Source organism: Wolbachia endosymbiont (group B) of Erebia ligea, assembly GCF_947179575.1.
Lineage (GTDB): Bacteria > Pseudomonadota > Alphaproteobacteria > Rickettsiales > Anaplasmataceae > Wolbachia > Wolbachia pipientis_C.
Genome location: NZ_CAMXBW010000003.1, coordinates 160,610 through 185,964, shown reverse-complemented (window position 1 = coordinate 185,964; position 25,355 = coordinate 160,610). Strand labels below are relative to the sequence as shown.

The window sequence follows — 25,355 nt, the reverse complement described above, 5'->3', positions numbered from 1 at the left end:
TAAAAAAACTTTAAAATATGTCTAAATTTTCCAAAATAGGATGAATGATTATATCACCTTGTTCTGCAATAAGGTGAAATTTATCAATTTTCTTCACATCTAAATTTATCATTTTTACACTGAAGCTTTCAGGATCATAAGTATTACTTTCTGCACTTTTGTGATAATTATAGTAGTGTAATTTATTTTGATCATCAAAATAACCAAATTCATCAGCAAGGGTTCCCACTTTTCTGCCTTTACCGTCTCTGACTAGCTCAAATAGATCAATTACATGGTTTTCAGATCCAGGCTCAATAAGACTTTCTACAGCAAAAAATTTAGGTGCATGACCAACATACTCCTTAAATTTTAGATTATTAGTCTTTTTTACACTACCAAAATCCACGAATTTATATTCATCTGAAAGATCAGAATATTGTGGATCATACTTTTTATATTCAAAAAACTCATTACCTAAAAAATTACAAAACGTTAGTTTATAGTCATCATGATTGAGTTTAATAACTTTAAGATAATGAAAATCTCTAGGAATCTTTACTTCTTCTTTCGTAATATGATTAAGTATGACTAACTCGCCACTGAGCATGCGATGGCCAATTTTTGGCAAAGTAGCTATATTGATTGCCTTATTGAGCTTAAAATTTGCTTCATAGATACCACTTGACAGCTCCTTCCCTTTTTCTAAAGTGACGTCTTGGTCTAAAGCTGTATTCTTGAGTAAACTCAATTCTTTCTGCATGTTCAATATGGTTTTTGTTAAAACTTCTATTGATTGCCATAAAGTTAATTTATTATCAGTCAAACTATATACTTTAAGTATTAAATTATCAGGATTTTATCATGAATTTATGTTAAAAGTATTATATTTTTGTGTCATGATGTTAACTACATTAGCTAAAACATGCTTTTTATCTAAGCGAAATTGCTTTGCAGCAACGAAAAGTTCATCTATTTCTTTCCATTGACTTAGCAAAATTTCAACATTATTTACTTCTTTCTTTATACTTTCTAAAATGGAGGTTTGAATGATATGTGATGCTAGTTCTAGCTCAATTTCACTATTAATTATTTTATTAACTATATCAGAATTATTTAGATTACGGAAAAATGTATAAAAATGCTTATGTGACTCATAAGCACCACTGTTTATTGCATTTATTATTACTCCCGGAGTTCCAGGAAACAAAGTAATGATCTCACTAAATATTTTATCGTCGAATTTACACTGAGATGAAACAACCTGCTTTGTTTTATCGTAAGTCAATGGAAGTAAATTTAGCTGAAAACACCTACACCTAATAGTGACTTGTACATCATATGGCTTATGGCTAATTACAAATATTTTAGAATTTTTTGGCGGCTCCTCTAATATCTTTAATATTGCATTTTTAGCATTGCTAGTCATTGCCTCCAAGCTATCTATTATAGCTATCTTATATTCTGATTGAATGGGGCTTAGGTACAGAAAATTTTTCATTTCTCTCACCTTTTCCACTCCTATTGTATCACCTTCAACAATGTGTAAGTCTAATGCTACTTCATCGTAATTTTTGATAAGAAACCAATTAGAAAAGGATTGTGCAAGTGTTGCTTTTCCTATGCCTTTTTTACCACAGATCAGCCAAGATTGAACAGACAAGTTGTTCATTATCTTTTTTTTTGCTTGGTTGTGGCCTATCACCTTTTTCATTCTTTCTCCTATAGATCTTAGTTTGAAAATTCGTTATTTATTGTTTGTAATGAAATTTTACCTTTTCTTAAAACCTTAATCTTGTCTCCAGTTAAGTCAATAATAGTAGATTCTATACCAGAAACTAATTCATCATCTTCAATTACTGCAGATAAGTGTTGCTTAATAGACTGAGGTATATCTCTTGCTTTGCATATACTTTTTTCTCCTGAAATGTTAATACTAGTTGCAACTACTGGAGTTTTCAGTTCATTTAATATTGAAATCGCAATAGGATGATCAGGAATTCTTATGCCTATACTATCTTTAAAGAACTCATTTGGTAATATACTGTTATCTTGAAGTGGTAAAATATAGGTCATTGGTCCAGGAGAAAAATAGTTTATTAAATCGATATACTCTTCCTTTACCTTTGCTATATTTATCAAACTATCAATATTACTAACAAATACAGAGAGCGGCTTGTTTTGAGAACGCTTTTTTATTCGATATATTTTTTCTATAGATTCGTTACCTAGCGCATTACAAGAAAGAGCATATACTGTCTCTGTTGGAAAGCATGCTAACAAATTATTTTTTATTGCATTTATTACTTCAAATACCATATAGCTAAAACTTATGTCTACAATAGCTCTGGGTTTACCGTTATCTCGCTATATGGTAGCAATTAAGATACCGAAATGGCTAGCACGCATCTGTTGTATACTTACAGTAAATTTTATTAGCAACTGCTCGTTTTTACAACAGATTTACTACAATCCGAACTCCTCATTGATTTTATCGACTATCGTCTGTGGTGGATCATCTCCCCATCCTGAATATAAAATCTCTCCATAATCTGCAACATCTATAGAGCCAGTTCTACTTTTTGCCAGAAACATTTCTCTTTTATCTTTATCAACTAATACATAGTGCCAAGCTGATCTTCCTCGATCTTTACCACGAACTAGATATATGAGATCTGATCTACTTCTTCTTGTTGCATCAGCAAAGGATCTTTCATTGATAGTTCTGCTTTTACTCTTTATGCCGCCACTTTCAGAAAAAGCTTCCTTGGCTTCAGCTTTTTTGTTTGCCAATTCAGAAATTTTTCCTTTTGCTCCTAGTGCATGTTCTTTGGTATTTTGAGATGAATACTTACTGGAAAAACCTCCTCTTGTCTCATTAGAAGTCCTATTTGTAAAACGCTTAGTAAACGAGTTATCGTTATCATTTTCTGCCATAAAAGTCTCCAAATTTTAGATTGTAGAATCCAAATTTTTACTACACCCTATCATAGGTTAGTTAAATTAATATAAATGAAAGATAATATAGTAATTATTACAGGAATTACAGCCTCAGGTAAATCAGAATTATGCGATAACTTGATAAAAAAGCATAAAAACATTAGCATAATAAACTGTGACTCAAAGCAGGTATACAAAGAGATTCCCGTAATTACTGCTCAACCACCAAAGCAGAAAGAATTTTATAGGCTATACGGTTATGTTTCAGCAAGAGAAAATTATTCCGTAGGTTTATGGCTAGAGGATTTAAAGAGGGAAGTTAACAACGCGCTGAAAAATTCACGAATACCCATCATCACTGGAGGAAGTGGGCTTTACATTAGCAGCTTAATCAAGGGATTATCATCGATTCCACAAATAAGCCAGGAAGTGAGAGAAAACGTAAATGAACTTAGAAAAAATTTAAGTAAAGAGGAATTCTACAAATTAGTGCTAAGCAAAGATCCAAGGATTCAAGGTAAAATATTTATTAATGACTCACATCGCCTCTCAAGAGCACTTGAAGTTATCACTGAAACTGGCAAGACAATCTTTGTATGGCAAGAAAATAGACAGCCTCCTTTGTTCAATAATTTTAAGGTATATACAATTCTACCTAAACGTGAGGATATATACCGAAAAATAAATTCTCGTTTTATTGAAATGGTTGAAAATGGAGCAATTGATGAAGTAAAAAACCTACTTAGCATGAACCCATCTCCACATTTGCCAGCTATGAAAGCACATGGAGTGCCAGAAATTATAAGATACTTAAAAGGGAAGATTACTTTAGACGAAGCAATACAGATTGCTCAAACAAACACAAGGCATTATGCAAAACGCCAGTACACTTGGTTTAAAAATCAATTTCCGAATTCTCAAGTGATTGACTGTGCAAATAAATTGACAGGATTTTAGATATTTTGATTATTATGTATTATATTGCTATGCCTATGCAAACTTTTCTTGATAGTATTAAACTTTTTTCTTAAAGAACTTTCATCATTGCCTAAATTGTGATTATTAAATTCTTTGTAAAAATATTCTTACTTATGAAGCGCTACTATACCTGTAAGAGCCTTTATCACTAAATGAACTATATCACGCAATATTTCATCCTCAATTTTTCTATATTCTCTCACTAATCTTGTAACCACAATCTCCACTTTCATATCCTTGTATAGCTCTTCTCATAATAGTAGGAACAAGATAAGATAGTGATTTAGTGTAACAAGAAGGTAAAAATGCCAGCAGCGTACAGTTATGACTTAAGGAAAAAGCCATTCAGGCGTTGGATGAAGGAGAGAGCAAAACAGCAGTAGCAAATTTTTGGCCCTCTCTAATAACTTCAACATCACTGAATTCAAGAGCTTGGCCTTCTATTATTTGGAATCTTTCATGTCCTTTTCCTGCAACTAGCAGAATCATATTTTCATCATGTGCTATATTTATACCTTTCTCTATAGCTTTTTTTCTATCTCCTATCTCCAGTGCATCAGGGCAATGTAACAAAATATCGTGACGAATTTTCCCTGGATCTTCATCACGCGGATTGTCATCTGTGACTATAACTTTACCTGCAAGCATTTGTGCTATTTTACCCATCTCTGCACGTTTTGTTTGATCACGATTCCCGCCACAACCGAACACTAGAACTATCTTTTTATTGAAGTGCCATTTTAAAGACAACAGAGCTTGTTTGAGTGCACTTGGAGTATGAGCGTAATCGACAAATGCAAAAGTGTTCACTTTTTCCATTCTTCCAGGTGGAGAAGCGAGTTTATCTATACACATTCTTTGATAGTCCATACCAGATGAAATAACTATACCGATTGCACACAACAAATTATATGCTTGAAATTGCCCAAAAATCGGAAAAAATGCGTTATAAATTTCATCACCGATTTGAATTGTTAGGTATTGACCATTGGCAGTGGGTATCTGCTTTAATAAAGTAATATCAGAGTTTTTTTTTCCATAGGTTATAACTTTGTTGCCACGCTTTTCAGCTATGTTGAGCAACTCTCCATATTCGCCTATATCTGCATTTAAAATCGCTGTTTTTTCTTTTGGCAATACCTCATCAAACAACCTTTTCTTGGCCTCAAAATACTCATCGATACTTTTGTGATAGTCCAAATGATCTTGAGAGAAATTAGTAAAAGCTGCAGCATTGAACCTGAGTCCATGGATTCTGTATTGATCGATTCCATGGCTTGAAGCTTCTAATGCTAAGTGTTCTACGTTCTTATTATTTATGTCACGCAATGTGGAATAAAGATCATCTGCACTTGGCGTTGTAAGGCTATTATCTTTTCTATTATTATTGACACATGTTCCCAGTGTTCCTATAGACGCTGCATTATCTTGCCAAATCTGGCGACAAAATTCCACCACTGAAGTTTTACCATTCGTACCAGTTACAGCAGCAACATATTTAGGTTGTTTGAATTGATAAAACCTGCTGACTATTTCACTGTATATTCCTTGAGGGTCCAAGTGGTAAAGCACTGCAAAACTTGGAGTACTTGTCATTCGAGTAGCGGACACTGGAATCCAGTTTTTATTATACAATTGCCTAGTGTGCTCATTTGCAATTAAATTTTCTGGATCCAAGTAGTCAAGCACTGGGATGACATCTTTCTTGGCCCCTTGTATCACAACGTCTACACAGTTGTGTACGTAGCACTTTGATTCAGTAGGAAGGATATGGATTCCAGTATCGCATGTTGCGTATTCTTTACTCCTTTCTGACACACAAACGAAAAGATAACCTTCCCTGACTCTCTTGGGATTACATGTAACGCCCTTGATTTCAACGTCAAAGTTAACATCAACAATATCATGCAGTAATTCTCTCAGTTTCATGTCCTACTTCATCGTTTTGAAAGTCTAAACATGGTAACCTTTTTAGTGCGTCATTAAGGTCAAAGATTAAATCTTCAGGATCTTCCAGTCCACAAAATATTCGCACGAAACTTCCACCACAATCTGAATTCATTACAGATCTTGACATAGATCTACGATCTACTGGTAATATCAAACTGTCGCACCCTCCCCAAGAAGCACCAATACTAAAAATTTTCATATAATCAACCATGCAGCTTAGTTCTTCACATGAATATTCTCTATCCAGTGCTATACTAAATACACTACTTGCCCCTTTGAAATAATTTTTCCATAATTCATGTTGAGGATGGGAGGGAAGTGCTGGATACAAAACTCTTTTGATTTTTGAATGTTTTTCCAGCCACTTTGCCACTTGCATTGCTGTACTTTGATGTTTCCTCATGCGTGTTTGCAGTGTTCTAAGTCCCCTATGTGCAAGGTAACAGTCGTGCGATTGAATGGTTACTCCGTAATTTTTATAGCTCTCATAAAGCAATTTAAAAATTTTACCTTCAGCAACCATAGCTCCCATCACTAAATCTGAGTGACCGGCTAGATACTTTGTCACCGCATATAGTGCAATATCAATTCCATAATCAAGCGGCTTAAACAACAAAGGAGTGGCCCATGAATTGTCACAAACGGTTACAATTCCACGTTCTTTAGCAACTTTTACTATATGCTCTACATTCGAAATCTCAAACGTTATAGAACCAGGAGTCTCAATTATGATGAGTGAAGTGTTACTCTGAACTAAATCAGTTATATCCTGTGTCGGATCATAAAAAGTTACTTCTACTCCTCTTTTTGGTAGTTCATTTTCGGCAAATCTCTTTAGCCTATAATAACTATTATCTTGTATCAGAACATGCGAACCTGCTTTAGTGAAAGTCAAAATAGCAAAAGTAAGTGCAAATAATCCAGAAGGGTAGATGAGTGCTTGTCCCCTACCCTCAATTTCAGCCAGTGCATTTGAAAAATAATGAACAGTAGGCGTACCAACATTACTATAGCTGTAATCCCTTGCAACACCATCATTGATCACATCATATATACTCTCCCCATTCGCTGCACTTAAGTAATCCTTGTAAGTAGGAAATAATATGGTAGAAGAATGATAAACTGGTGGGTTCATCGATCCTTTATAATCATTAAATTTTCTTCCTGCTTTAACTAATAAAGACTCTCCTCTCACGTTTCTACTATTTATTTTTCAAATTATATTCACTTTGCGTATATAAGTTAAGAGAAATCGCATGTACTCGTTCTATTTCACTCTTTAATAATTCATAGATCAATTTATGCCTCTTTAAAGAGCTCATTCCAGAAAAGTCGTTAGATATTAATACTAATTTGATATGTGAAGGTAGTGTCGAAGAAGAAGCAAAATAATGATCTACATGCTTTGCTGATTCATCGATAATATTAATATCAATTACACCTATTGAATCGCGTAATTTTTCTTCTATTGTCTTAATAATATCCACAATAGTTCCTTTAAGCAACAATACAGTATAGTCTTCCTCTTGTCATTCCAGCTTCAAATACTGAGATGACAAGAAGAGTGATACAGCAATCACAATTACTTATTTTCCTCTTTATTATCCATGTCTTGATAATCAGAATCTACTACTTTTTCTTCCTCATTATTTGTTGTGGATGAGCTTTCTCCACCTTGTTGTTGTTGAGATTCCTTATACATAGCTTCTCCAAGTTTCATAGATAACTGAGAGAGGTTAGTAACTTTCTGTTGTATTGAATCAGCATCATCAATGTTGTCAGATTTACTCACTTCCTTTAACTCATTAACTGCATTTTCAATAGCAGATTTATCTTCTGGAGAAATTTTATCACCATATTCTGTCAGAGATTTTTCTGTAGAATGAACTAAACTATCCGCTTGATTCTTCACTTCAATAAATTTCTTACGCTTTTCATCTTCTTGTGCTTTTTCCTCAGCTTCTCTCACCATCCGATTTATTTCATCCTCCGATAAACCACCTGAAGACTGAATACGTATTTTTTGCTCTTTTCCAGTAGCTTTATCCTTTGCAGAAACATGCGCTATTCCATTTGCATCTATATCAAATGTCACCTCAATTTGAGGAACCCCGCGAGGAGCAGGTGGTATTCCTTCTAAACTAAACTGACCAAGCAGTTTATTATCAATCGCCAATTTTCTTTCACCTTGATGTACCTTAATTGTAACGGCTGTTTGGTTATCTTCTGCAGTTGAAAACACCTGAGATTTTTTTGTGGGAATAGTAGTATTACGTTCAATAAGTGGAGTGAACACTCCCCCTAGAGTTTCAATACCAAGAGAAAGTGGAGTTACGTCAAGTAGTAACACATCTCTTACATCACCTTGAATGATTCCCGCCTGTATTGCAGCTCCAATTGCTACAACTTCATCAGGGTTAACCCCTCTGTGTGGATCTTTGCCAAAGAATTCTTTAACTTTCTCTATGACTTTTGGCATACGAGTCATGCCACCAACAAGAACTACTTCACCAATTTGACTAGCAGACAAACCAGCATCTTCAAGAGCTTTTTTGCAAGGAATTATAGTCCTTTCAATTAAATCATTCACTAAACTTTCAAGCTTTGCTCTTGTTAGCTTCATATTTAAGTGTTTTGGGCCACTTGCATCAGCTGTAACAAACGGTAGATTTACTTCTGTTTCCATTGCACTTGACAATTCTACCTTTGCTTTTTCTGCAGCTTCTTTGATTCTTTGCATAGCCATTGGATCGTTTTTCAAATCAATGCCATTACTTTTCTTGAATTCACCCAGTAAATAATTTACTACTGCATTATCGAAGTCTTCCCCTCCAAGGTGAGTATCACCATTTGTAGCCTTTACTTCAAAAACTCCGTCACCTATTTCAAGAACTGAAACATCAAATGTACCACCACCAAGATCATACACTACTATTGTGTGTCCGTGCTTTTTATCAAGACCATAAGCAAGTGCTGCAGCAGTTGGTTCGTTAATTATTCTGAAGACATTTAATCCAGCAATTTTTCCTGCATCTTTTGTTGCTTGACGTTGAGAATCATTGAAGTACGCCGGCACTGTTATCACAGCATCCTTTACTTCTTCCCCAAGATAAGCCTCAGCTGCTTCTTTCAGGTTTTGTAGTATAAATGCACCAATTTGACTAGGAGAGTATTCTTTACTATCAGTTGTTTTAACCCATGCATCACCATTTTTTGCTGCAAATACCTTATACGGTACACCTAGATTCTTCATTTCAGGATCGCTATATTGGCGACCTATCAATCTCTTAGTTGCAAAAAAAGTATTATTTGCATTGGTAGTTGCTTGCCTTTTTGCTGGAGCACCAATCAACCTTTCTCCAGACGAAGTAAATGCAACTATAGACGGAGTAGTTCTTGCTCCTTCTTTATTCTCGATTACTTTTGCATCCTTGCCTTGCATTATTGCAACACAAGAATTTGTTGTTCCAAGATCTATACCTATTGCTCTTCCCATAATGAATACTCCCTTTTAAATATTATCTGATGTAAAATATATAAGTATAAAACCCGTTAATTACAAGTCCCGTTTAGTTGTTAGAGCCCAAAAGGCGCGAAAGCCATTTAGTTAACCAAAAGTTGCCCGGTAGTTTATCTGAACTACCAGCTTCTTTATCCCTGCTATTCACAATTTGACATCCAGAATTCTGCAATGGCTTATAATCATTAAAATTAATATGGTCTCCTTGCTTTAAAATAAATGTATCTGCATCTAAACTATTATCAATACTAACATTTAATGTAATATTGAACTCTTTTTCGATTGTAGAAACCATATCACGCTTATTATTAAAAATGTGCGCTATAACTGCACTGCGTGCTATTAAATCAAAGGACTTATTTTGATTTTTATTAGCAATATGTTGCAAATCCCTTAGTATCGATGCAACAACCACTTCGTTTGATTTCACTCTTCCAATACCTTTACAGCGTAAGCACTCTGTAGTATTAATTTCCTGTATATTTGGTTTAATTCTTTGTCTTGAAAAGACCATTAAACCAAAGTCATTGATAAAGCTAAATTGAACTTTAGCTTTATCATCTTTAAACGCCTGCTTGATAGCAAATTCAACATTTTTGCAATACTCAAGTTTCAACATGTCAATAAAATCAACAACTATTAACCCTGATAAGCCCCTGAGATTCGCTTGCCTTGATATTTCAGATAATGCCTCCATATTAGTTCTATAAGCTGTTTCTTCTATGTTATCTTCTCCTGTCATTTTCCCTGAATTTACGTCTATTGAAACAAATGCCTCAGTTAAGGTTATCACCAAAGACCCACCAGATGGCAATTCTACTCTATTGCTATATAATTCAGAAATTTGATCTTCGACTCGATAGTAAGTAAAGATTGGAACAGAACCTCTATATAATCTAGGACGCAATTTTCCTTGTAACACATTTTTAGTGTATTTTCTTACCGCTTCACAAACTTCTCTATCAGATACTATAATTTCTGTATCATTACTACAAAAGTCACGTACAGATCTCATAACTACATCTGCTTCGTTGTAAATTAATGATGGAACATTTAAAGAAGAGAAGTTTTGCTGGATATTTTGCCATAATAAGGTCAAATTATTGTAATCTTGCTCAATTTCTTTCTTACTTTTTCCTGCACCAACAGTTCTTACTATTAAACCTGAGCCTTTTGGTAAATTTATTGAATTTAATATATCCTTTAACTGTTTTCTAACGTTGGTATCTTCAATTCTGCGAGATACTCCACCCCTACTTATGGAATTGGGCATGAAAACACAGTATCTACCGACCAAAGTTACGTATGTTGTAAATGAAGCTCCTTTATTTCCTCGTTCTTCTTTAGTTAATTGAACCAATAACTTTTGATTTACTGAAATCACATCTTGTAACTTATATTTTCTATGTAAAGGTACCTCCCTCACAAAACCACTGCTGGATTCATTACTAGCTGTAGAATCTAGGCCTTCTTCTGTGCAATTATCATTTGAACAGTCCACACCGCTCGAATAGCCTTCATTAGGGAAAATTTCCTTCTCTTTTTCTGGAATATTAAAGTAATTTAGAGATATCTCAGAAAAAGACAAAAAACCTTGCTTATTTTTTCCATACTCAATGAACACGGCCTGCAAAGCAGGCTCTATACGCTTTACATAAGCAACGTATATATTACCTCTTAATTGTTTTTTTTCCTTGAATTCTTGTTCAAACTCTACAACCCTACCATTAACTAGTAGGGCAACCCTTACCTCGTTAGAACAGGTAGTACTTTCTATCAACAATAACCTTTTGCCATCACTCACCACTTATTTACCGTCTACTTTTCATTCTGAAATGTTCTTATACTACTTAATATATTATTGATTGTCAAGAATTTTGCGATCTGCATTATTGGGTTGACTTTCAGTGTTTTGCGTAATAAACTTGCATAGAGTTTATTATGTCACTAACAATTATGGCGAAAAAAAATGCTTCTTTGCTTGTCAAGCTAGTTAGCACTGCAACTAAAACAACAAAAACTGGAGAAGAGAAACTAACAGGCTATTTTTGTGTAAAAAAACGTAATCCTAAGAACCTTCCCAAGAAGCTCGAGTTTAGGAAGTATGACCCAGTGGTCAGAAGACACGTATTATTTAAAGAAGAAAAATTAAAGTAAGTATATTATCATGCAAAGCTTACAGCTAAAAGGAGTGTAGCTTATTGCTCACTAGTTATACTGTTTTGCATTAGAGAAAGTCTGTTTGAGGTTTTGAAAGATTACGGTAACTTATATAAGTTACGGGAAATTGAGCCACCTGAATAAGGGCTGAAAATGGTAGCGTTTTTGTCCTGATCTGGTCTTTTTATTGCTTAAATGGGACTTGATCTGACACTTTAAATGATCCAGATAGTCTATATACCATCACACTCTGGGACCATACACTTAGAGGTTGTTCACAAACTTTTGAATTCTTTTGTTAAACTTTTACAGAAAAAAATTGCTTGCGCATATTTTAAATCTGATTATAATCATAGTAAAAGATATTTTAAGAGCTCAAAATCTATCTTTATCTGCAGACTTTTTTCATTAAATTCATTAAAAAATGTGGCGTATCTTCTTCAGCGTACGTGGGTGCACACACATACTTAATCTCTGTCGTATGTGCGCTGCACTTTTTTTCTAATCTTTTTTACACAGGAGGATTTTATGTCCAGAATTCCAGATACTTGATCTTTACTTTAGCTAAAAACCAATAGGCGCCTATGGTTTTTATAAAGAAAGTTTAGAAAATGACCAAAAACCACTTGCCATAAAAAGTAACTATATTAGTATAATATTCACATTTATATGTTAATATAGATATAATAAGATTAAGGATTATATTATGGTAAAATTTACACAAGATTCTGCTTCATTGACATTGCATGGTGTTGATTTACTTAATTTGTGCCACAGACAGTGTGAAAATAAATACGAGGGTAATGATTTATTGACAAAAATTAATAGATCTTGGTGTAAGGCTGACTGTAATAGAAATATTAAAGCTCCTGAACACCATTCACCAGAAAAAGTAACACTTAGTGAACAGTTTAACAGATATTGCAAGTAATCTCCGTTTTGAGAGCATAAAATTATCGCTTATATCAGATGAAATAGACAATTACAATTCAATGTCTTTTTAATTAGAGTAAAAGAAGATATTGGTTATCTTCTTTTTTTTTATTTCTATGATTAACTACTTGAATTTAAGTTCGTTCAGGCAAGATAATTATGAGTAAAAATAGCAGATGCAAGTAGCTGGAACACAGCTGTACGAGCATTCATTTTTGAGGGCATAGCAAATGGTGTCATTCAAGTAGCTGACATTGGCTTGCCCTAATCTCATCAAGAACGTTGTGCTTTAACATAATATTTTTATGCTTACCAACTTAACTGAATCCCAGGCTGGGATGATATACTTCTGGTAGATAATGTCGGTATAGTTGTGATTGGAATAGAAAGCACTAAGTTTGCAATGCTATCTGAATAGATAAAAGAACTCATTACTCAGTGAAACAAGACTTGAAATTTTGTGCAATGCTGCTGATTATATCTAGATATGCATCCTTTCCAGGCTCTACATCTGATCCAATAGGATCAAGAATCACCATTTTTACGTCACTAGAAAAGACATTAGGCTTTATGCTATCCTCTCGTGAATGAGAAACAATACATTTAACGTTTTCCTCTTTCATTACCTTTTTTAATTTCATTAAACTCTTCATACCTATATAAGAATCTTCTTCTATAGAAAGAATGGTGCTTGGGTAACTTAAATCAAAATATTTTTCGAAATATTGATAAGCATCGTGAGTAACTATGTATTTTTGATTTTTTAACTCATCCAATTCTTTCGTAATTTTTTCTACTTCTTGGTCTATCTTTCTTATAGCCTCCTCTGCGTTAGTATTGTATCGATAGGCATTTTCTTTATCTATATTAGATAATGTTGCACTGATAGAAAGTATCATACTTTTTGCATTTTCAGGACTCAGCCAAATATGCAAATCTTTTTCATCTTGAATGTGACTAGAAAATGAATGTGGTCGAGCAGGAAGTAGATCAATTGCACTTGATAGCGGTATTAACTTCTTATTTTCTTTAGCGAAAGTTTTAATGAATGTTTCCAAAGAATCATCGATATAAAATATAATATTACTAGATTCTAATTTACTTGCGTCTGAAGGCCTGAGCATGTAGTTATGTTCAGACACTACTTCGTACATTAGTAGTTCTGGCTTTGAAATTCCATCTGTAACAGAAGCTACAAGTGAGTGTATAGGTTTGATTGTAGCTACAATTTTTAAATTGGATGAAAAGGCACTATTGTAGTATAATATAAATGAAAGTAATAGAAAAAAAAACAGTAAATGTCTCATATAAATGTTGAGAAGAAGTCAATTTTTGACAAAAAATTAAGTAGTGTCAATAACTGCATTCTAAAAATAGAAAACCTTACTCTTTCATACGGTAATAAAAAAGTTCTTGATAATATCAATATATCAGTACAAAGAGGAGATATAGTTACAATACTTGGTCCAAATGGCGGAGGTAAAACCTCTTTAGTGAAAGCAGTTGCTGGTATAAATAAAGGTTTTATTGGCAGTATTGTATTCGCTGACAATATAAAAATTAGCTATATGCCACAAAATTTTAGTATTGGTAATTTGATGCCAATAACAGTTGAGTCTTTCCTTTTCAATAGCTCCTCGAAGAAATTGAAGAAAAATCAACCCATTGTTACAGAAGCAATAGAATTGGTTGGTATCGGTAACATTCTAAAAAATCAAGTATTAGAAATCTCTGCAGGACAAACACAATTACTGCTGCTTGCACGCTGTTTAATTTCAGAATCTGATTTGATCATTTTAGATGAGCCAGTCAGTGCAATGGATATTAACGCACGAGCTAAATTTTATGATATTATAAATAAAATCGCAAAAGAACGATCAATATCGATTCTCATGACTTCTCATGACCTTAACTCTGCTCTACCATCCTCAGATTACATAATTTGCATAAATAATACTATCTATTATCAAGGTAAACCTGATGAAATTATGGAGATAAATGAAATATTTGGCAGTTACGCAGCGAAATGATTCAAAATATTCTACGTCTTCTGCAAATAACTACAGTGCTAACACGCTACAATGTGTTACCTTATTTACTTCCACCATCAAAAAAATCAATAAATAAAATACAAGGTCATAAACTAAAGCGTGCTCTTGAAAGATTAGGTCCGGTGTTCATTAAATTTGGGCAATCCATTTCATCACGCACTGATATTTTAAATGAGGATATAACAAATAACTTGCTATTGATATGTGATAGATTGCCATCATTTTCGTATAAAATAGCAGTTAAAACTATAGAAAGTGAGTTTAATTGTAAATTAAGCGACATTTTTTCAAGTTTTTCTGAAAAGCCAATTGCAGCAGCATCAATTTCTCAGGTGCATAGAGCAGTTACAATTGAGGGTAAGGAAGTTGCTGTAAAGGTTTTGAGGCCGAATATTGAGAAAACATTCTCAAGGGATATAAAAATGCTTTCTTGGCTTGCAGAAATTGCAGAAAAATTTAGTGAACAATCAAAAAGGCTGAAGCCAGTTGAATTAGTCAAAACTTTTGCTGAAATTTGCCGATTAGAGTTAGATCTACGTTTTGAGGCTGCCCACTCTTCGGAACTGAAGGAAAATACTAAACATGACAGAGGTTTCTACGTACCTGAAATAGATTGGAGTAGAACTTCAAAAAAGGTTTTAACATTAGAATGGATGGAAGCTATACCAATATACGAAGTTGAAAAGCTGAATAACCGCAAGCAAATAGCTATCAATCTTATAGAATCTTTTTGTAATCAGGTATATAGGGATTGTTTTTTTCATGCTGATATGCATCCTGGAAATTTAATGATCGATAGTAATAACAATATTATTGCCCTGGATTGTGGAATCATGGGTAGAATAGATCGTGAGACATGCTATTACGTTATAGAGATACTCAAAGGCTTTTTAAATAGGGATTATGATCACGTTGCAAAAATGCACTTTAGAGCCGGTTATGTTCCATCACAGCATAGAAATTTTGTTACAGCTTGCAGAGCAATAGGTGAGCCCATTGTTGGACAGCCTATACAGAAGATTTCATTTGCTCGATTACTTACTCAGCTATTAAAAATAACTGGTGATTTTGATATGAAAGTTCAAACACAATTGTTATTGCTGCAGAAAACTATGATTTTATTAGAAGGAACATGTAGGAAAGTCTATCCAGAAATCAATATGTGGAAAGTAGTTGAAACATGGATAAACAGTCAACATGAAAGTAAAATAGGGTATAGGGAAAAAATTAAAAGCTCTTATCCCATCAAAACAATCCAAGGAATATTTAGCCTTATAGAAAAATTAAACCTAATAGCTGACAAAAAATTACAGGTGAAAAATAAATCAAATGGAAAAGCCTACTTTTTACTTTGGTCTGTAATTATAATTCTCATCGTTAAACTTTTAATTTCTTGAACTAAAAGATAATAGAAGCAAGTTTACAACAACTATTTCAGTCTTGAAACCACTCAGGTTTACATTCACTCGAATTATCAAGGTATTTTCAGTATGTACAAAAATTTTCAGAAGAGTTTAGACAAGAAGTAAAAACCTTAACTTCATCCTAAACGGATAACATTACCAAGCTCAGTGCTTATCACATCACTCAGTACTGTACTTGCTTTATATGAACAGTAGCATCCAATTGTAAGGAAGACAAATGCAGCTACAGCAGTGAAATACATATTTCTAAATTCGATATTGTTAAACATGCACCAACAGCAAACGCTCCAGATAACACAAAAGAAGCATAGGCATAGTTACTTTGCCTTCTATTATAAATGTTTGCTTCTGAAAGTTTTCTGTTTTCGTTCTTTAAGTCTTGATTTTGAGCTTGAAGTTCTGATCTCTCTTGCCTAAAATTCCTTTCTAACTGTGAAATTTTGTTAGTGTCTCTTTCACTTACAACCCTATTCAGCTCTTGCTCTTTTTTTCTAAGTTGAGTTTTTGTTCTTTCAAGCTCATCTCTAAGGTTTTCAAGTTGAGTTACTTGATTAGTGAGAGTGTTAATCCTTGTTTGCTGAGCTGATCTTTCCTGTCTTAAATCCCTTTCTAACTGTGAAATTTTGTTAGTGTCTCTTGTTTTTTCACTTACGACCCTATTCAGCTCTTTCTCTTTTTCTGTAAGTCGAGCCTTTGTTCTTTTAAGTTCACCTTTCAGATTTTCAAGTCGCTGCAATTCTTGAGAAATAAACTCATCGTTTATTTCTGGTTGAACATTATGTGTATTTGCTGAAGGCTGTTCCATACTTGCAGGAAATTTCTCATTGAGATAATTTTTAATAGATTCAATTGGATTATTAACATTCCTCAACACAGCGATGACAATTGCACGATTTATGAAGCAACTATCTTCTACTAATTTTTTTACATCATCCAAATCTTTTCTATTAATAGCATCAGTTAATCGCTCCTTCATAACTTGCTCAATGATTTGCTTCAATCGTGAATTTTGCTCTATAGCTGGTATTGGCTTTATTTGACTAAAATCTAGCTCCTTATGTTTTAAAAGTTTTCTCAATACTTCTTCGTTACTTTCTGTTATTCCTTGTAAACATATTAAGCTAAGCGGCGTTTCTATTTCTCCATTTGAATTTCTTTTCCAACAATTAGGGTTGAGTTCTTGATTCAATAGTCTTTTTGCTTGGTTAATATTTCTGTTAGAAAGAGCATTCAATAATTCTTTTCCTGTTTGTGCTTTTTGTATTTCTATGATCAAATGATCAGCACGATTTCTTCTAGCAAATTGCTCAGGATTTTGAAAACTTTTATTTGGTAGATAAATACTTATTCTCGGATGACTTAGTAAGAGTTGTAACACTTTCTTTTGTTGAAAGCACATTGCTAGATGCAAAGCTGTATTGCCATTACGTTCTTCATGAATATTAACATCTATGCTTCGGTGAAATAGAAGTAACCTAATCATACTCTGATATTCTTTCTCTGCTCCAGAGCCTGAAGATAAATTATTAATTATAGACATTAAAGGTGTATAGCCTTCTTCATTAAACGCATTAACATTCGCACCTTCTGTCAGAGCTCGCTCAAAATCTCCTAGATTTCCATCATCAATAGCTTCAAATAATTTTGTTGTTGATTGTCCTGAAGTTGTTTGATTTTGAGTTCGTAATCCTGTATCATTAACAATTCCTCTTATAAAATCTACATTACTTCCTAAAAGCATACTAAATTCTCCTCAATCTATAATTTATTAACATAATTATAAAAAAAAACAAAGAAGATTGTAAGTAATTTAGTTAAAAATTTTAGAACTAATTATGATTCCAAAAATTTTTCTGCATCAAGTGCAGCCATGCACCCTGTACCTGCTGCAACTACTGCCTGGCGATATACCTTATCTTGAACATCACCAGCAGCAAACACCCCTGCCCTACTGGTTAGAGTTGTTCCAGGTTTCGTAATTATATAACCTTGCTGATCCATTTCAACAAAGCCCTTAAAAATACCTGTATTTGGCGCATGCCCAATTGCAATGAACACTCCATCCACTTTTAATTCCTGAACTTTATTGGTTTTCGTCGATTTAATTGTAATGCCAGTAACTTTTTTAGGATTTTCTTCTCCAAGAATCTGCTCTACGGTATGATTCCATATTACCTTTATCTTATCATTTTTAAAGAGCCTGTCTTGCATTACTTTCTCTGCTCTTAACTTATCACGCCTGTGTATCAGTATAACTTCCTTAGCAAATCGAGTTAAAAATATTGCTTCTTCAACAGCAGTATTTCCACCACCAACCACAGCTACAACTTTATTCTGAAAAAATGCACCATCACAAGTTGCGCATGCCGAAACTCCGTAACCTTGAAATTTCTTTTCACTCTCCAGGCCAAGCCACTTCGCTTGCGCACCAGCTGCGATTATAATTGCATTCGAATAGTAGTCACTAGCATTACCACAAGATCTAAATCTATATTCATTAGAATCCTCAAGTTGTTCAACGCTTTTTATTTCGTCATCTATTATCCTTGCCCCCACCTTCTCTGCATGCAACCTCTTTTGTTCCATGAGTTCTGGACCTTGTATAGAAATAAAACCTGGATAGTTTTCAACATCCGTAGTAATTGTAAGCTGACCACCAGGTTGCATTCCTGTTACTACAATTGGCTCTAAATTTGCACGTGCTGCATATATAGCAGCAGCATAACCCGCTACTCCAGATCCAATAATAAGAACTTTTGTACTCAATTTATAATTCTGCACTGTGTGAGTTTAGATAATCAGCCACTCCTTCATCGCTTGCCTGCATTGCTGGCTTACCTTTTTTCCACCCTGCTGGACATACTTCACCATGCTCTTCATTATGTTTTATTGCATCAATAATTCTAATAAACTCATCGATATTACGCCCTAAAGGAAAATCATTTATCGATTGATGACGTACAACAAACTTATCATCAATAACAAAAGTTGCTCTTAGTGCAATTGAGTCATCATATAAGACCCCATAGTCTCTTGATATAGACTTTTTGATATCAGACACTAAATTGTAGCTAACCTCTCCAATACCACCATCATTAACTGGAGTGTTTCGCCATTTATAGTGTGAAAATTTTGAATCTATACTTATTCCTATCACTTCAACATTACGTTTTGAAAAATCTTCTATTTTGTTGCTAAATGATATCAACTCAGTTGGACAGACAAAAGTAAAATCAAGTGGATAGAAAAAAAGGACAGCATACTTATCCTTTATATGTTTACTTAAACAGAAATCATCAACTATTTTTCCACTAGCAAGAACAGCCGAAGCAGTAAAATCGATAGCGGATTTTGTTACAAGATTCATAACTAACCTATTCATTCTTAATATTTATAATTTTATACCTTGATACATTTACATGCAAGTTTTCTTTAGCCCCAATCTTATAAAAACTTCCTCTTATGGCTGTAAAAATGTTATGATAAGAGCTAATTTTCATGAGTAGGGAAATACCCAAATATTACTATCTTTCACCTTTTCTCCCTTCAAATTTTTTAACCATTTCTTTTACACTTACATTCGTGGAAGGTAAATTTTTGCTGGCAAGATGGTTGATCGAAGATTTTTTATTCCCTACTGGAAATGAACGAGATTGTTTTCTCTTCACACTGATATCCGTTTGTGTTACTGAAGCAGTTTTGTTTTCAGCAGGCAACACGTTCTTTACTTGATTTCGCTCAAATCTTTCTTTTAATGCCTTTACTTTACTACTCTCGCGAGTCACTTCTTTTTTCATAGCAACTATAGTATTTTCTAAAATGGATGATAAAGTTCCATTATGGTATTACCAACCAAAAGCTGTAAGTCTGTATATTTATACATGAGAGGTCTGAGGCGGCTTTTGATGGTATGCCAACAGTATTCTATAGGATTCAAATCTGGTGAATATGTTGGAAGATACAGCAAATGACAGCCAAAAGACTCTATTAATGATTTTGTTTTAGTGGTCTTATGAAATGTAGCATTATCCATAACTATAGTTGTGCCAAGTGGCAATTTAGGTAATAACATCTTCTCCAACCATGTATTGAATACCTCTTTGTCACACCCACCTTTGAAAGTCATTGGTGCAATAAATCTCTTTCCAATCCACCCGGCTACTATACTGATTCTCTCTCGAGTTCTCCCTGGAATATCTGCATAAATTTTCTTTCCTCTTGGAGCGCGTCCATATTCTCGGTATAACTTATTATCAACTCCTGCTTCATCTATATATAAGATGCTGGAATGGTCTATTTTTGAGATTTTATCAATAAATTGCTCCCTATCTTCTTGATTGCGCTCTTGATATAGTGTGACTTTTTTTTAAAGTAATTTTTAGCTGTTTTAGTCTATACCAAATTGAGTTTATTCCAAATCCAAGATTTTGTTTCATCTCTGCCAGAGTATGATCTGGATTCTTTGTAACATATTCTTCGAGTATTTTGGGGTCTATTTTTCGAATAAAGCTACCGTTTTTAGATGGCTTGAGGCTTTCACCAGCAGCTTTCTTTTTTAACCAACGGTACAGAGTTGCTATTCCTATCTCCATAAGCTCTGCTACCTCAACCTTTGTCTTACCTTTTTCTATCATCAATACTGCCTTTTCCCTTAAATCCACACTATATGCCATTATAACTCAAATACTTTATTATACCTTTATCATTTACTTTAGGAAATACTATAGTACAACCAACAGTAGAAATGGGCAAGCGTTGGTCAAAGGGAAGATTTGCGCCGCTCATTGAAGATACGCCATGTTTAAGGAGTAAAATAAAAGACCCAAGGTCGAGAGATTCAGGGAATACTGTGCAGAGCAAAGAGTTTCCGGGAGGAACGGTAGTAGTAACAGGTGCCAATAGTCCAGTGGGTCTGCGTTCGATGCCAGTAAGATATCTTTTTTTTAGATGAAGTTGATGCCTATCCGGGAGATTCAGGAGGAGAAGGAGATCCAGTTTTACTCAGCATCGCTCGAACTAATACATTTACGCGGAGAAAAATATTCTTGGTGTCAACGCCAACGGTACATGGAATAAGTAGAATAGAGAAAGAATTTGAGAGTTCAGACAAACGATACTTTTTTGTACCTTGTCCACATTGTGATCACTATCAGGTGCTGAAATGGCCACAAATAAAGTGGGAAGAAAAGAATCCAGCAACAGCGCACTATGTGTGTATAGAGTGTAACGGCAAAATAGAAAATCATCAGAAAACAGAGATGCTAGCCCGTGGAGAATGGAGAGCTACAGGGAAAGAAGGAAAGGCAAAAGAAGGGGCAAAAATAGGATTCCACCTTTCAAGTTTGTATAGCCCAGTAGTCTGGTATAGTTGGAAACAAGCAGTGGAAGATTATCTGCATGCAAAAGAAAATGAGCAATTACTGAAAGTTTGGATAAATACCACGCTGGGAGAAACCTGGGTAGATAAAGGAGAAGTACCAGACTGGAAGCAATTATTTGAGCGTCGGGAAAATTTTCCGATAGGCATAGTGCCAAAAGGTGGAAAAATAGTGTTAACGGCAGGAGTTGACGTACAAAAAGATCGGTTAGAAGTAGAAGTAGTAGCGTGGGGAAAAAACCGAGAAAGTTGGTCGATAGATTACCAGGTATTAGAAGGTGATACTGGAGGTGGAGAAGTATGGGGAAAACTGTCAGAGCTTTTGAATCGTCATTTTATCGGTGAAAATGGGCTTGAATACATGATAAGTATGATGGCGGTAGATGCTGGGTATGCAACGCAAGAGGTTTATAACTGGGTAAGAGGTCACCAAGGGTCAGGGAGAGTAATAGCGGTAAAGGGAGCAAACAAAGCGCTAGTGCCGCTTAACAGCCCAAGTAGAGTTGATGTAACAGTTGGTAGGTAAGAAGTTACGCAGAGGAATGAAGCTGTGGCCAGTTGGAGTATCGATATTGAAGTCCGAGCTTTTTCAATTACTTAATTGTAATAGTTTAGACTTGATCTGACAGGCAAACAAAGTAAGATAAAAATATAGACAAGTTTTAAAGGAGTGTCAGATATGAATACAACACAAGAAAAAATACTAAAACCAAAGTTGGGATTGCTAGAACTTGCAAAGCAATTAGGAAATGTATCACAGGCGTGTAAAGTAATGGGATATTCAAGGGATACATTTTACCGCTTCAAAGAACTGTATGAAACAGGAGGAGAAGAGGCTTTACACGAGATAAGCAAAAGCAAGCCATTGTATGCAAATAGAGTGTCGGAGGATATAGAAAAAGCAGTAGTTGAAATAGCAATAGAGTTTCCAGCATACGGACAAGAAAGAGCAGCAAACGAACTGAAAAAGAGAGGAATTCTCATCTCTGCAAGTGGAATAAGATCAGTGTGGCAAAGAAACGATCTTGAAAATTTTAAAAAGAGGTTAAAGGCATTAGAAGCAAAAGTAGCTCAGGATGGTATCATTTTAACAGAAGAACAGATAACAGCTCTAGAAAAGGCTAAGGAAGAAAAAGAGGGTATCCGTTCAGAGGTGTGGCAAGGATAAAAAACAATTGACATAATATATTAAAGTAGTAATAACACAAAATGTTGATAGTAAAGTAAGGCTAGATGCTTCAATTGTTGATCAGTATTGTAGAGTTATGTAAAAACTTAGAGCAGAAAGTAGCAAAGATTGAAGAAAAAAATAAAATCTTAGAAATAGAGAATGCTGAACTAAGAGAGAGACTCGGCTTAAACTCAAGGAATTCATCTTTACCAAGTTCAAAAGAGCTGTACAAAATAAAAAAAGACACACCAGAAGATAAGTCAGAGGGCGGCAGGAAGATAGGTGGTCAAGTTGGACATAAGGGGAATTGCCGAGCTAAAATGGAAGCAGATGAGGTGGTGAAGGTAGAGTTACCAAATAGATGCGAGTGTGGTGAAGAAATCGCAATATCGGAAAAACCATATGTCTATCAAAAAGTTGATTTACCAGAAATTAAGCCTTACGTAGTTGAGTATCAATTAGAACATGGTCGCTGTCGTAAATGCGGAAAAAGAAGGAGTAGCAAATTACCAGAAGGAGTTACACCGGATACCTTTGGTCCTAGAGTTAAGTCAGTAGTTGCATCACTAAGTGGGTTTTATAAGAATTCAAAGCGAGAAATAGCGAATATTATGAAAGACATCTTTAACATGAGTATAAGTGTTGGTAGTGTGTCCAATAGTGAAGCAAGGGTTTCGTCAAAATGTAAAGAAGCCTATGAACAAATAGAGGAAGAAATAAAAGCAAGCGAAATTTTGCATATTGATGAAACCAGTCACTACAACAAAGGCAAATTGGGATGGTGCTGGATGTTTGCCAACAATAAAGCAAGTCTTATGAAGTTAGCAGATACAAGAGGAATGAAATTTTTAAAGAATAGTGCATTTTGTGATTACAAAAACCTGGTAATTACTGACAGATATGCAGTTTACAACCACTTCAGTGATGAAAAACGACAAATTTGTTGGGCTCACTTATTGAGAAATTTCGAGAGGTTATCTCATAGTTGGAATAGTGAAGTAATGAGACTTGGCCATTGTTTAAAAGACGCAGCTAATGGATTGTTTGTATTAAAAAACGCTTTGTCAGAAAATGAAATTAGTATTTCAAAGTTCACTAAGCAAGCTAAAGAATTACGAAGATACATACAGTACTGCATGATAAAAATATCTTATATACTTGAAGCAAAAGGAGCTTCACGAACGGTAAAGGGTATTATAAAATCCGAGTCAATGATGTGGACATTTTTGGATGACCCAGAGAATATTCCATTAACGAATAACCATGTTGAGCGACAGATACGGCATTATGTTGTCTATCGTAAGAATTCATATTTTGCACAGTCAGAGCGAGGGAATAGGGAACGTTCAAAAAAGTGTGTCAAACCGAGAAGTAAAGTAATAAATTGATATAAAAAATGGAGGTTTGATATGAGTCAAGCAAATAGAACTAATGGGTTGGTAGATTATAAAGAATTAGAAACAAATATCCTGTCATCTATACGAGAAGGAAAACCATTGACAGGAAAAGATGGAGCATTAACACCGTTTATAAAAAGGTTGCTAGAGGCAAGTCTGGAAGGTGAAATAGAAAACCACATGTCAGCTAAAAGTGAAGAAAATAACCGAAGAAATGGGAGAAACGCAAAAACTTTACGCACGAGTGGAGGCTCATTTGAGCTGCTAACACCAAGAGATAGGGAGGGAAGTTTTGAACCACAAATAGTTAGAAAAAGGCAAACAAGCCTACATCCAGAACTTGAAGCAAAGGTATTAAGTACATACGCCAGTGGCATGGGATACAGAGACATAGCTTCACACGTTGAGGAAATATATGACCACAAAATATCAGCAGCAGAGATATCCAGTATTACTGATAAACTGCTACCAATAATCAATGAATGGCGCAGCCGTCCACTGCAATCAGTATATCCAATAGTGTTCATGGATGGCATGTTTTTTAAGGTTAAGGAGGATGGACATTGTGTAAGCAAGTGTATGTATAACATATTAGGCATAGATCAAAATGGCAGAAAAGAAGTATTAGGTTTTTATTTGGCTGAAAGTGAGGGAGCTAATTTCTGGTTGGGAGTGCTAAATGACCTCAAAGAAAGAGGAGTAGAAGATATTCTAATTGCCTGCATTGATGGGCTAAAAAGCTTTTCTACAGCTATAAATAGTATATTTCCTAAAGCAGAAGTACAACTATGTATAGTGCATCAGATAAGGAATTCACTGAAATATGTATCTAGCAAAGATGTAAAAGTTTTCATGAATGATTTGAAAAAAATATATCGTGCTTCAAGTAAAGAAATTGCCGAAAATTATTTGCTTGAACTGGAGGAAAAATGGGGCGAAAAGTATCCATTAGTCATAAAATCTTGGCAGAATAATTGGGAAAATTTGTCCAGTTATTTTAAGTATTCAGGTCCTGTTAGGAGGCTAATTTATACCACTAATCCTATTGAGGGACTGCACAGACAGATTAGAAAATTTACTAAAACCAAAGGCTCATTTACTAATACAAATGCCTTGTATAAACAGGTATATTGTGCTATAAAAAAAGTAGAGCAAAAATGGGCTATGGCTTTACCTAATTGGGCTTTAACTATATCTCAACTTGATATCTTTTTTCCTGATAGATTAAAAATTGAGTTGAATTAAAAATACGGTTTGACACACTTTTTTGAACGTTCCCCTCTATGTCCTATTGAAACAACAGTTACTATACGTTTTGCAGTATCGACACGATAGACAACACGATAATTACTGGCAACTTTTATTCTTCTATGTCCCTTTAATCTATTGCGTAATGATACACCGTTAGCAATAGGATCTGTCTCAAGATACTCTTTTATTGCTTCTTTAATACTTGGTTTGATGTCTTCTGGTAA

23 protein-coding genes and 3 pseudogenes are annotated in these 25,355 nt (G+C 34.4%); 9 read left to right on the top strand and 17 right to left on the bottom strand.

All coding sequences use genetic code 11. From position 1 onward, the window contains the following. Positions 1 to 10: 10 nt before the first annotated feature. The 4 genes from OM962_RS05725 to OM962_RS05710 all read right to left on the bottom strand — a co-directional run bounded on the left by OM962_RS05725 (position 11) and on the right by OM962_RS05710 (position 2,916). Positions 11 to 805: a hypothetical protein gene (locus OM962_RS05725; protein WP_264331106.1), complete on the bottom strand. Its 795-nt coding sequence runs from the start codon at positions 803 to 805 to the stop codon at positions 11 to 13. 36 nt (positions 806 to 841) lie between these two features. Beyond that, complete coding sequence (locus OM962_RS05720; RefSeq protein ID WP_264331105.1) at positions 842 to 1,693, bottom strand: DNA polymerase III subunit delta'; 852 nt, start codon at positions 1,691 to 1,693, stop codon at positions 842 to 844. Positions 1,694 to 1,710: 17 nt separating this feature from the next. After that, positions 1,711 to 2,298, bottom strand: a complete 588-nt coding sequence (locus tag OM962_RS05715; protein ID WP_006013379.1) for an L-threonylcarbamoyladenylate synthase — start codon at positions 2,296 to 2,298, stop codon at positions 1,711 to 1,713. Between the two features lie 147 nt (positions 2,299 to 2,445). Further along, positions 2,446 to 2,916: a hypothetical protein gene (locus tag OM962_RS05710; RefSeq protein ID WP_019236353.1), complete on the bottom strand. Its 471-nt coding sequence runs from the start codon at positions 2,914 to 2,916 to the stop codon at positions 2,446 to 2,448. Between the two features lie 75 nt (positions 2,917 to 2,991). Here OM962_RS05710 and miaA point away from each other — a divergent pair, with 75 nt between their 5' ends. Further along, positions 2,992 to 3,876, top strand: coding sequence for a tRNA (adenosine(37)-N6)-dimethylallyltransferase MiaA (gene miaA, locus OM962_RS05705; RefSeq protein WP_264331104.1), 885 nt, complete (start codon positions 2,992 to 2,994; stop codon positions 3,874 to 3,876). A 366-nt stretch (positions 3,877 to 4,242) separates the two neighbouring features. On the opposite strand, the gene murE is transcribed toward miaA, so the two are convergent. From murE to OM962_RS05680, 5 genes are all read right to left on the bottom strand, one after another. After that, positions 4,243 to 5,826 carry a UDP-N-acetylmuramoyl-L-alanyl-D-glutamate--2,6-diaminopimelate ligase gene (gene murE / locus OM962_RS05700; RefSeq protein WP_264331103.1) on the bottom strand — a complete coding sequence of 528 codons (1,584 nt, stop codon included), beginning with the start codon at positions 5,824 to 5,826 and terminating at the stop codon, positions 4,243 to 4,245. Further along, on the bottom strand, positions 5,801 to 7,042 hold the full coding sequence (metC, locus tag OM962_RS05695; protein ID WP_264331102.1) for a cystathionine beta-lyase: 1,242 nt from the start codon (positions 7,040 to 7,042) through the stop codon (positions 5,801 to 5,803). Before metC ends, murE begins: the two co-directional genes overlap by 26 nt. 7 nt (positions 7,043 to 7,049) lie before the next feature. Continuing rightward, complete coding sequence (locus tag OM962_RS05690) at positions 7,050 to 7,334, bottom strand: BolA family protein (protein ID WP_015588431.1); 285 nt, start codon at positions 7,332 to 7,334, stop codon at positions 7,050 to 7,052. A gap of 95 nt (positions 7,335 to 7,429) precedes the next feature. Continuing rightward, on the bottom strand, positions 7,430 to 9,343 hold the full coding sequence (dnaK, locus tag OM962_RS05685; RefSeq protein WP_264331101.1) for a molecular chaperone DnaK: 1,914 nt from the start codon (positions 9,341 to 9,343) through the stop codon (positions 7,430 to 7,432). 73 nt (positions 9,344 to 9,416) lie between these two features. Continuing rightward, a complete protein-coding gene (locus OM962_RS05680) occupies positions 9,417 to 11,174 on the bottom strand; it encodes an Rne/Rng family ribonuclease (RefSeq protein WP_264331100.1) in 1,758 nt (585 codons plus the stop codon). 149 nt (positions 11,175 to 11,323) lie between these two features. Here OM962_RS05680 and rpmG point away from each other — a divergent pair, with 149 nt between their 5' ends. Beyond that, positions 11,324 to 11,524 (top strand): 50S ribosomal protein L33, encoded by a 201-nt coding sequence (gene rpmG, locus OM962_RS05675; RefSeq protein WP_012481745.1) that lies wholly within the window; start codon positions 11,324 to 11,326, stop codon positions 11,522 to 11,524. A gap of 709 nt (positions 11,525 to 12,233) precedes the next feature. Beyond that, positions 12,234 to 12,458 carry a hypothetical protein gene (locus OM962_RS05670; protein ID WP_264331099.1) on the top strand — a complete coding sequence of 75 codons (225 nt, stop codon included), beginning with the start codon at positions 12,234 to 12,236 and terminating at the stop codon, positions 12,456 to 12,458. A 433-nt stretch (positions 12,459 to 12,891) separates the two neighbouring features. On the opposite strand, the gene OM962_RS05665 is transcribed toward OM962_RS05670, so the two are convergent. Beyond that, positions 12,892 to 13,767: a zinc ABC transporter substrate-binding protein gene (locus tag OM962_RS05665; protein ID WP_264331098.1), complete on the bottom strand. Its 876-nt coding sequence runs from the start codon at positions 13,765 to 13,767 to the stop codon at positions 12,892 to 12,894. Between OM962_RS05665 and OM962_RS05660 the strand changes: the two genes are divergently transcribed. After that, complete coding sequence (locus OM962_RS05660) at positions 13,759 to 14,490, top strand: metal ABC transporter ATP-binding protein (protein ID WP_264331097.1); 732 nt, start codon at positions 13,759 to 13,761, stop codon at positions 14,488 to 14,490. The genes OM962_RS05665 and OM962_RS05660 overlap by 9 nt on opposite strands. Continuing rightward, positions 14,487 to 15,908, top strand: a complete 1,422-nt coding sequence (ubiB, locus tag OM962_RS05655; protein ID WP_019236358.1) for a 2-polyprenylphenol 6-hydroxylase — start codon at positions 14,487 to 14,489, stop codon at positions 15,906 to 15,908. The genes OM962_RS05660 and ubiB overlap by 4 nt, the downstream gene beginning before the upstream one ends. 250 nt (positions 15,909 to 16,158) lie before the next feature. Here ubiB and OM962_RS05650 read toward each other — a convergent pair whose 3' ends face one another. The 6 genes from OM962_RS05650 to OM962_RS05625 all read right to left on the bottom strand — a co-directional run bounded on the left by OM962_RS05650 (position 16,159) and on the right by OM962_RS05625 (position 20,608). Beyond that, positions 16,159 to 17,676: an ankyrin repeat domain-containing protein gene (locus tag OM962_RS05650; RefSeq protein WP_264331096.1), complete on the bottom strand. Its 1,518-nt coding sequence runs from the start codon at positions 17,674 to 17,676 to the stop codon at positions 16,159 to 16,161. Positions 17,677 to 17,768: 92 nt separating this feature from the next. Then, positions 17,769 to 18,716, bottom strand: coding sequence for a thioredoxin-disulfide reductase (gene trxB, locus OM962_RS05645; RefSeq protein ID WP_264331095.1), 948 nt, complete (start codon positions 18,714 to 18,716; stop codon positions 17,769 to 17,771). Then, complete coding sequence (locus OM962_RS05640; protein WP_010401485.1) at positions 18,703 to 19,302, bottom strand: peroxiredoxin; 600 nt, start codon at positions 19,300 to 19,302, stop codon at positions 18,703 to 18,705. The genes trxB and OM962_RS05640 overlap by 14 nt, the downstream gene beginning before the upstream one ends. 157 nt (positions 19,303 to 19,459) lie before the next feature. Then, on the bottom strand, positions 19,460 to 19,732 hold the full coding sequence (locus OM962_RS05635; protein ID WP_264331094.1) for a hypothetical protein: 273 nt from the start codon (positions 19,730 to 19,732) through the stop codon (positions 19,460 to 19,462). A 17-nt stretch (positions 19,733 to 19,749) separates the two neighbouring features. Beyond that, on the bottom strand, positions 19,750 to 20,232 hold the full coding sequence (locus tag OM962_RS05630; RefSeq protein ID WP_264330460.1) for an IS630 family transposase: 483 nt from the start codon (positions 20,230 to 20,232) through the stop codon (positions 19,750 to 19,752). 28 nt (positions 20,233 to 20,260) lie between these two features. Continuing rightward, positions 20,261 to 20,608, bottom strand: coding sequence for an IS630 transposase-related protein (locus tag OM962_RS05625; protein ID WP_213864026.1), 348 nt, complete (start codon positions 20,606 to 20,608; stop codon positions 20,261 to 20,263). A gap of 50 nt (positions 20,609 to 20,658) precedes the next feature. Between OM962_RS05625 and OM962_RS05620 the strand changes: the two are divergent. The 4 genes and pseudogenes from OM962_RS05620 to OM962_RS05605 form a co-directional block, all read left to right on the top strand. After that, a pseudogene (locus OM962_RS05620) lies at positions 20,659 to 21,914 on the top strand (phage terminase large subunit family protein); the annotation flags it as partial. Positions 21,915 to 21,991: 77 nt separating this feature from the next. Continuing rightward, a pseudogene (locus tag OM962_RS05615) lies at positions 21,992 to 22,450 on the top strand (helix-turn-helix domain-containing protein); the annotation flags it as partial. Between the two features lie 107 nt (positions 22,451 to 22,557). Beyond that, positions 22,558 to 23,820, top strand: a pseudogene (gene tnpC / locus OM962_RS05610) (IS66 family transposase); the annotation flags it as partial. 72 nt (positions 23,821 to 23,892) lie between these two features. Continuing rightward, positions 23,893 to 25,125, top strand: a complete 1,233-nt coding sequence (locus tag OM962_RS05605; RefSeq protein ID WP_264330447.1) for an IS256 family transposase — start codon at positions 23,893 to 23,895, stop codon at positions 25,123 to 25,125. On the opposite strand, the gene OM962_RS05600 is transcribed toward OM962_RS05605, so the two are convergent. Next, on the bottom strand, positions 25,122 to 25,343 hold the full coding sequence (locus OM962_RS05600; protein ID WP_264331178.1) for a type II toxin-antitoxin system RelE family toxin: 222 nt from the start codon (positions 25,341 to 25,343) through the stop codon (positions 25,122 to 25,124). The genes OM962_RS05605 and OM962_RS05600 overlap by 4 nt on opposite strands. Between the last annotated feature and the right edge of the window lie 12 nt (positions 25,344 to 25,355).

What these genes read in the sequence shown, in the direction of transcription:
- OM962_RS05720 (WP_264331105.1), bottom strand. Translation starts at nt 1,693, where the DNA reads ATGAAAAAGGTGATAGGCCACAACCAAGCAAAAAAAAAGATAATGAAC.
- OM962_RS05715 (WP_006013379.1), bottom strand. Translation starts at nt 2,298, where the DNA reads ATGGTATTTGAAGTAATAAATGCAATAAAAAATAATTTGTTAGCATGC.
- OM962_RS05710 (WP_019236353.1), bottom strand. Translation starts at nt 2,916, where the DNA reads ATGGCAGAAAATGATAACGATAACTCGTTTACTAAGCGTTTTACAAAT.
- miaA (WP_264331104.1), top strand. Translation starts at nt 2,992, where the DNA reads ATGAAAGATAATATAGTAATTATTACAGGAATTACAGCCTCAGGTAAA.
- murE (WP_264331103.1), bottom strand. Translation starts at nt 5,826, where the DNA reads ATGAAACTGAGAGAATTACTGCATGATATTGTTGATGTTAACTTTGAC.
- dnaK (WP_264331101.1), bottom strand. Translation starts at nt 9,343, where the DNA reads ATGGGAAGAGCAATAGGTATAGATCTTGGAACAACAAATTCTTGTGTT.
- rpmG (WP_012481745.1), top strand. Translation starts at nt 11,324, where the DNA reads ATGGCGAAAAAAAATGCTTCTTTGCTTGTCAAGCTAGTTAGCACTGCA.
- OM962_RS05670 (WP_264331099.1), top strand. Translation starts at nt 12,234, where the DNA reads ATGGTAAAATTTACACAAGATTCTGCTTCATTGACATTGCATGGTGTT.
- OM962_RS05660 (WP_264331097.1), top strand. Translation starts at nt 13,759, where the DNA reads ATGTCTCATATAAATGTTGAGAAGAAGTCAATTTTTGACAAAAAATTA.
- OM962_RS05665 (WP_264331098.1), bottom strand. Translation starts at nt 13,767, where the DNA reads ATGAGACATTTACTGTTTTTTTTTCTATTACTTTCATTTATATTATAC.
- ubiB (WP_019236358.1), top strand. Translation starts at nt 14,487, where the DNA reads ATGATTCAAAATATTCTACGTCTTCTGCAAATAACTACAGTGCTAACA.
- OM962_RS05650 (WP_264331096.1), bottom strand. Translation starts at nt 17,676, where the DNA reads ATGCTTTTAGGAAGTAATGTAGATTTTATAAGAGGAATTGTTAATGAT.
- OM962_RS05640 (WP_010401485.1), bottom strand. Translation starts at nt 19,302, where the DNA reads ATGAATCTTGTAACAAAATCCGCTATCGATTTTACTGCTTCGGCTGTT.
- OM962_RS05635 (WP_264331094.1), bottom strand. Translation starts at nt 19,732, where the DNA reads ATGAAAAAAGAAGTGACTCGCGAGAGTAGTAAAGTAAAGGCATTAAAA.
- OM962_RS05625 (WP_213864026.1), bottom strand. Translation starts at nt 20,608, where the DNA reads ATGGCATATAGTGTGGATTTAAGGGAAAAGGCAGTATTGATGATAGAA.
- OM962_RS05605 (WP_264330447.1), top strand. Translation starts at nt 23,893, where the DNA reads ATGAGTCAAGCAAATAGAACTAATGGGTTGGTAGATTATAAAGAATTA.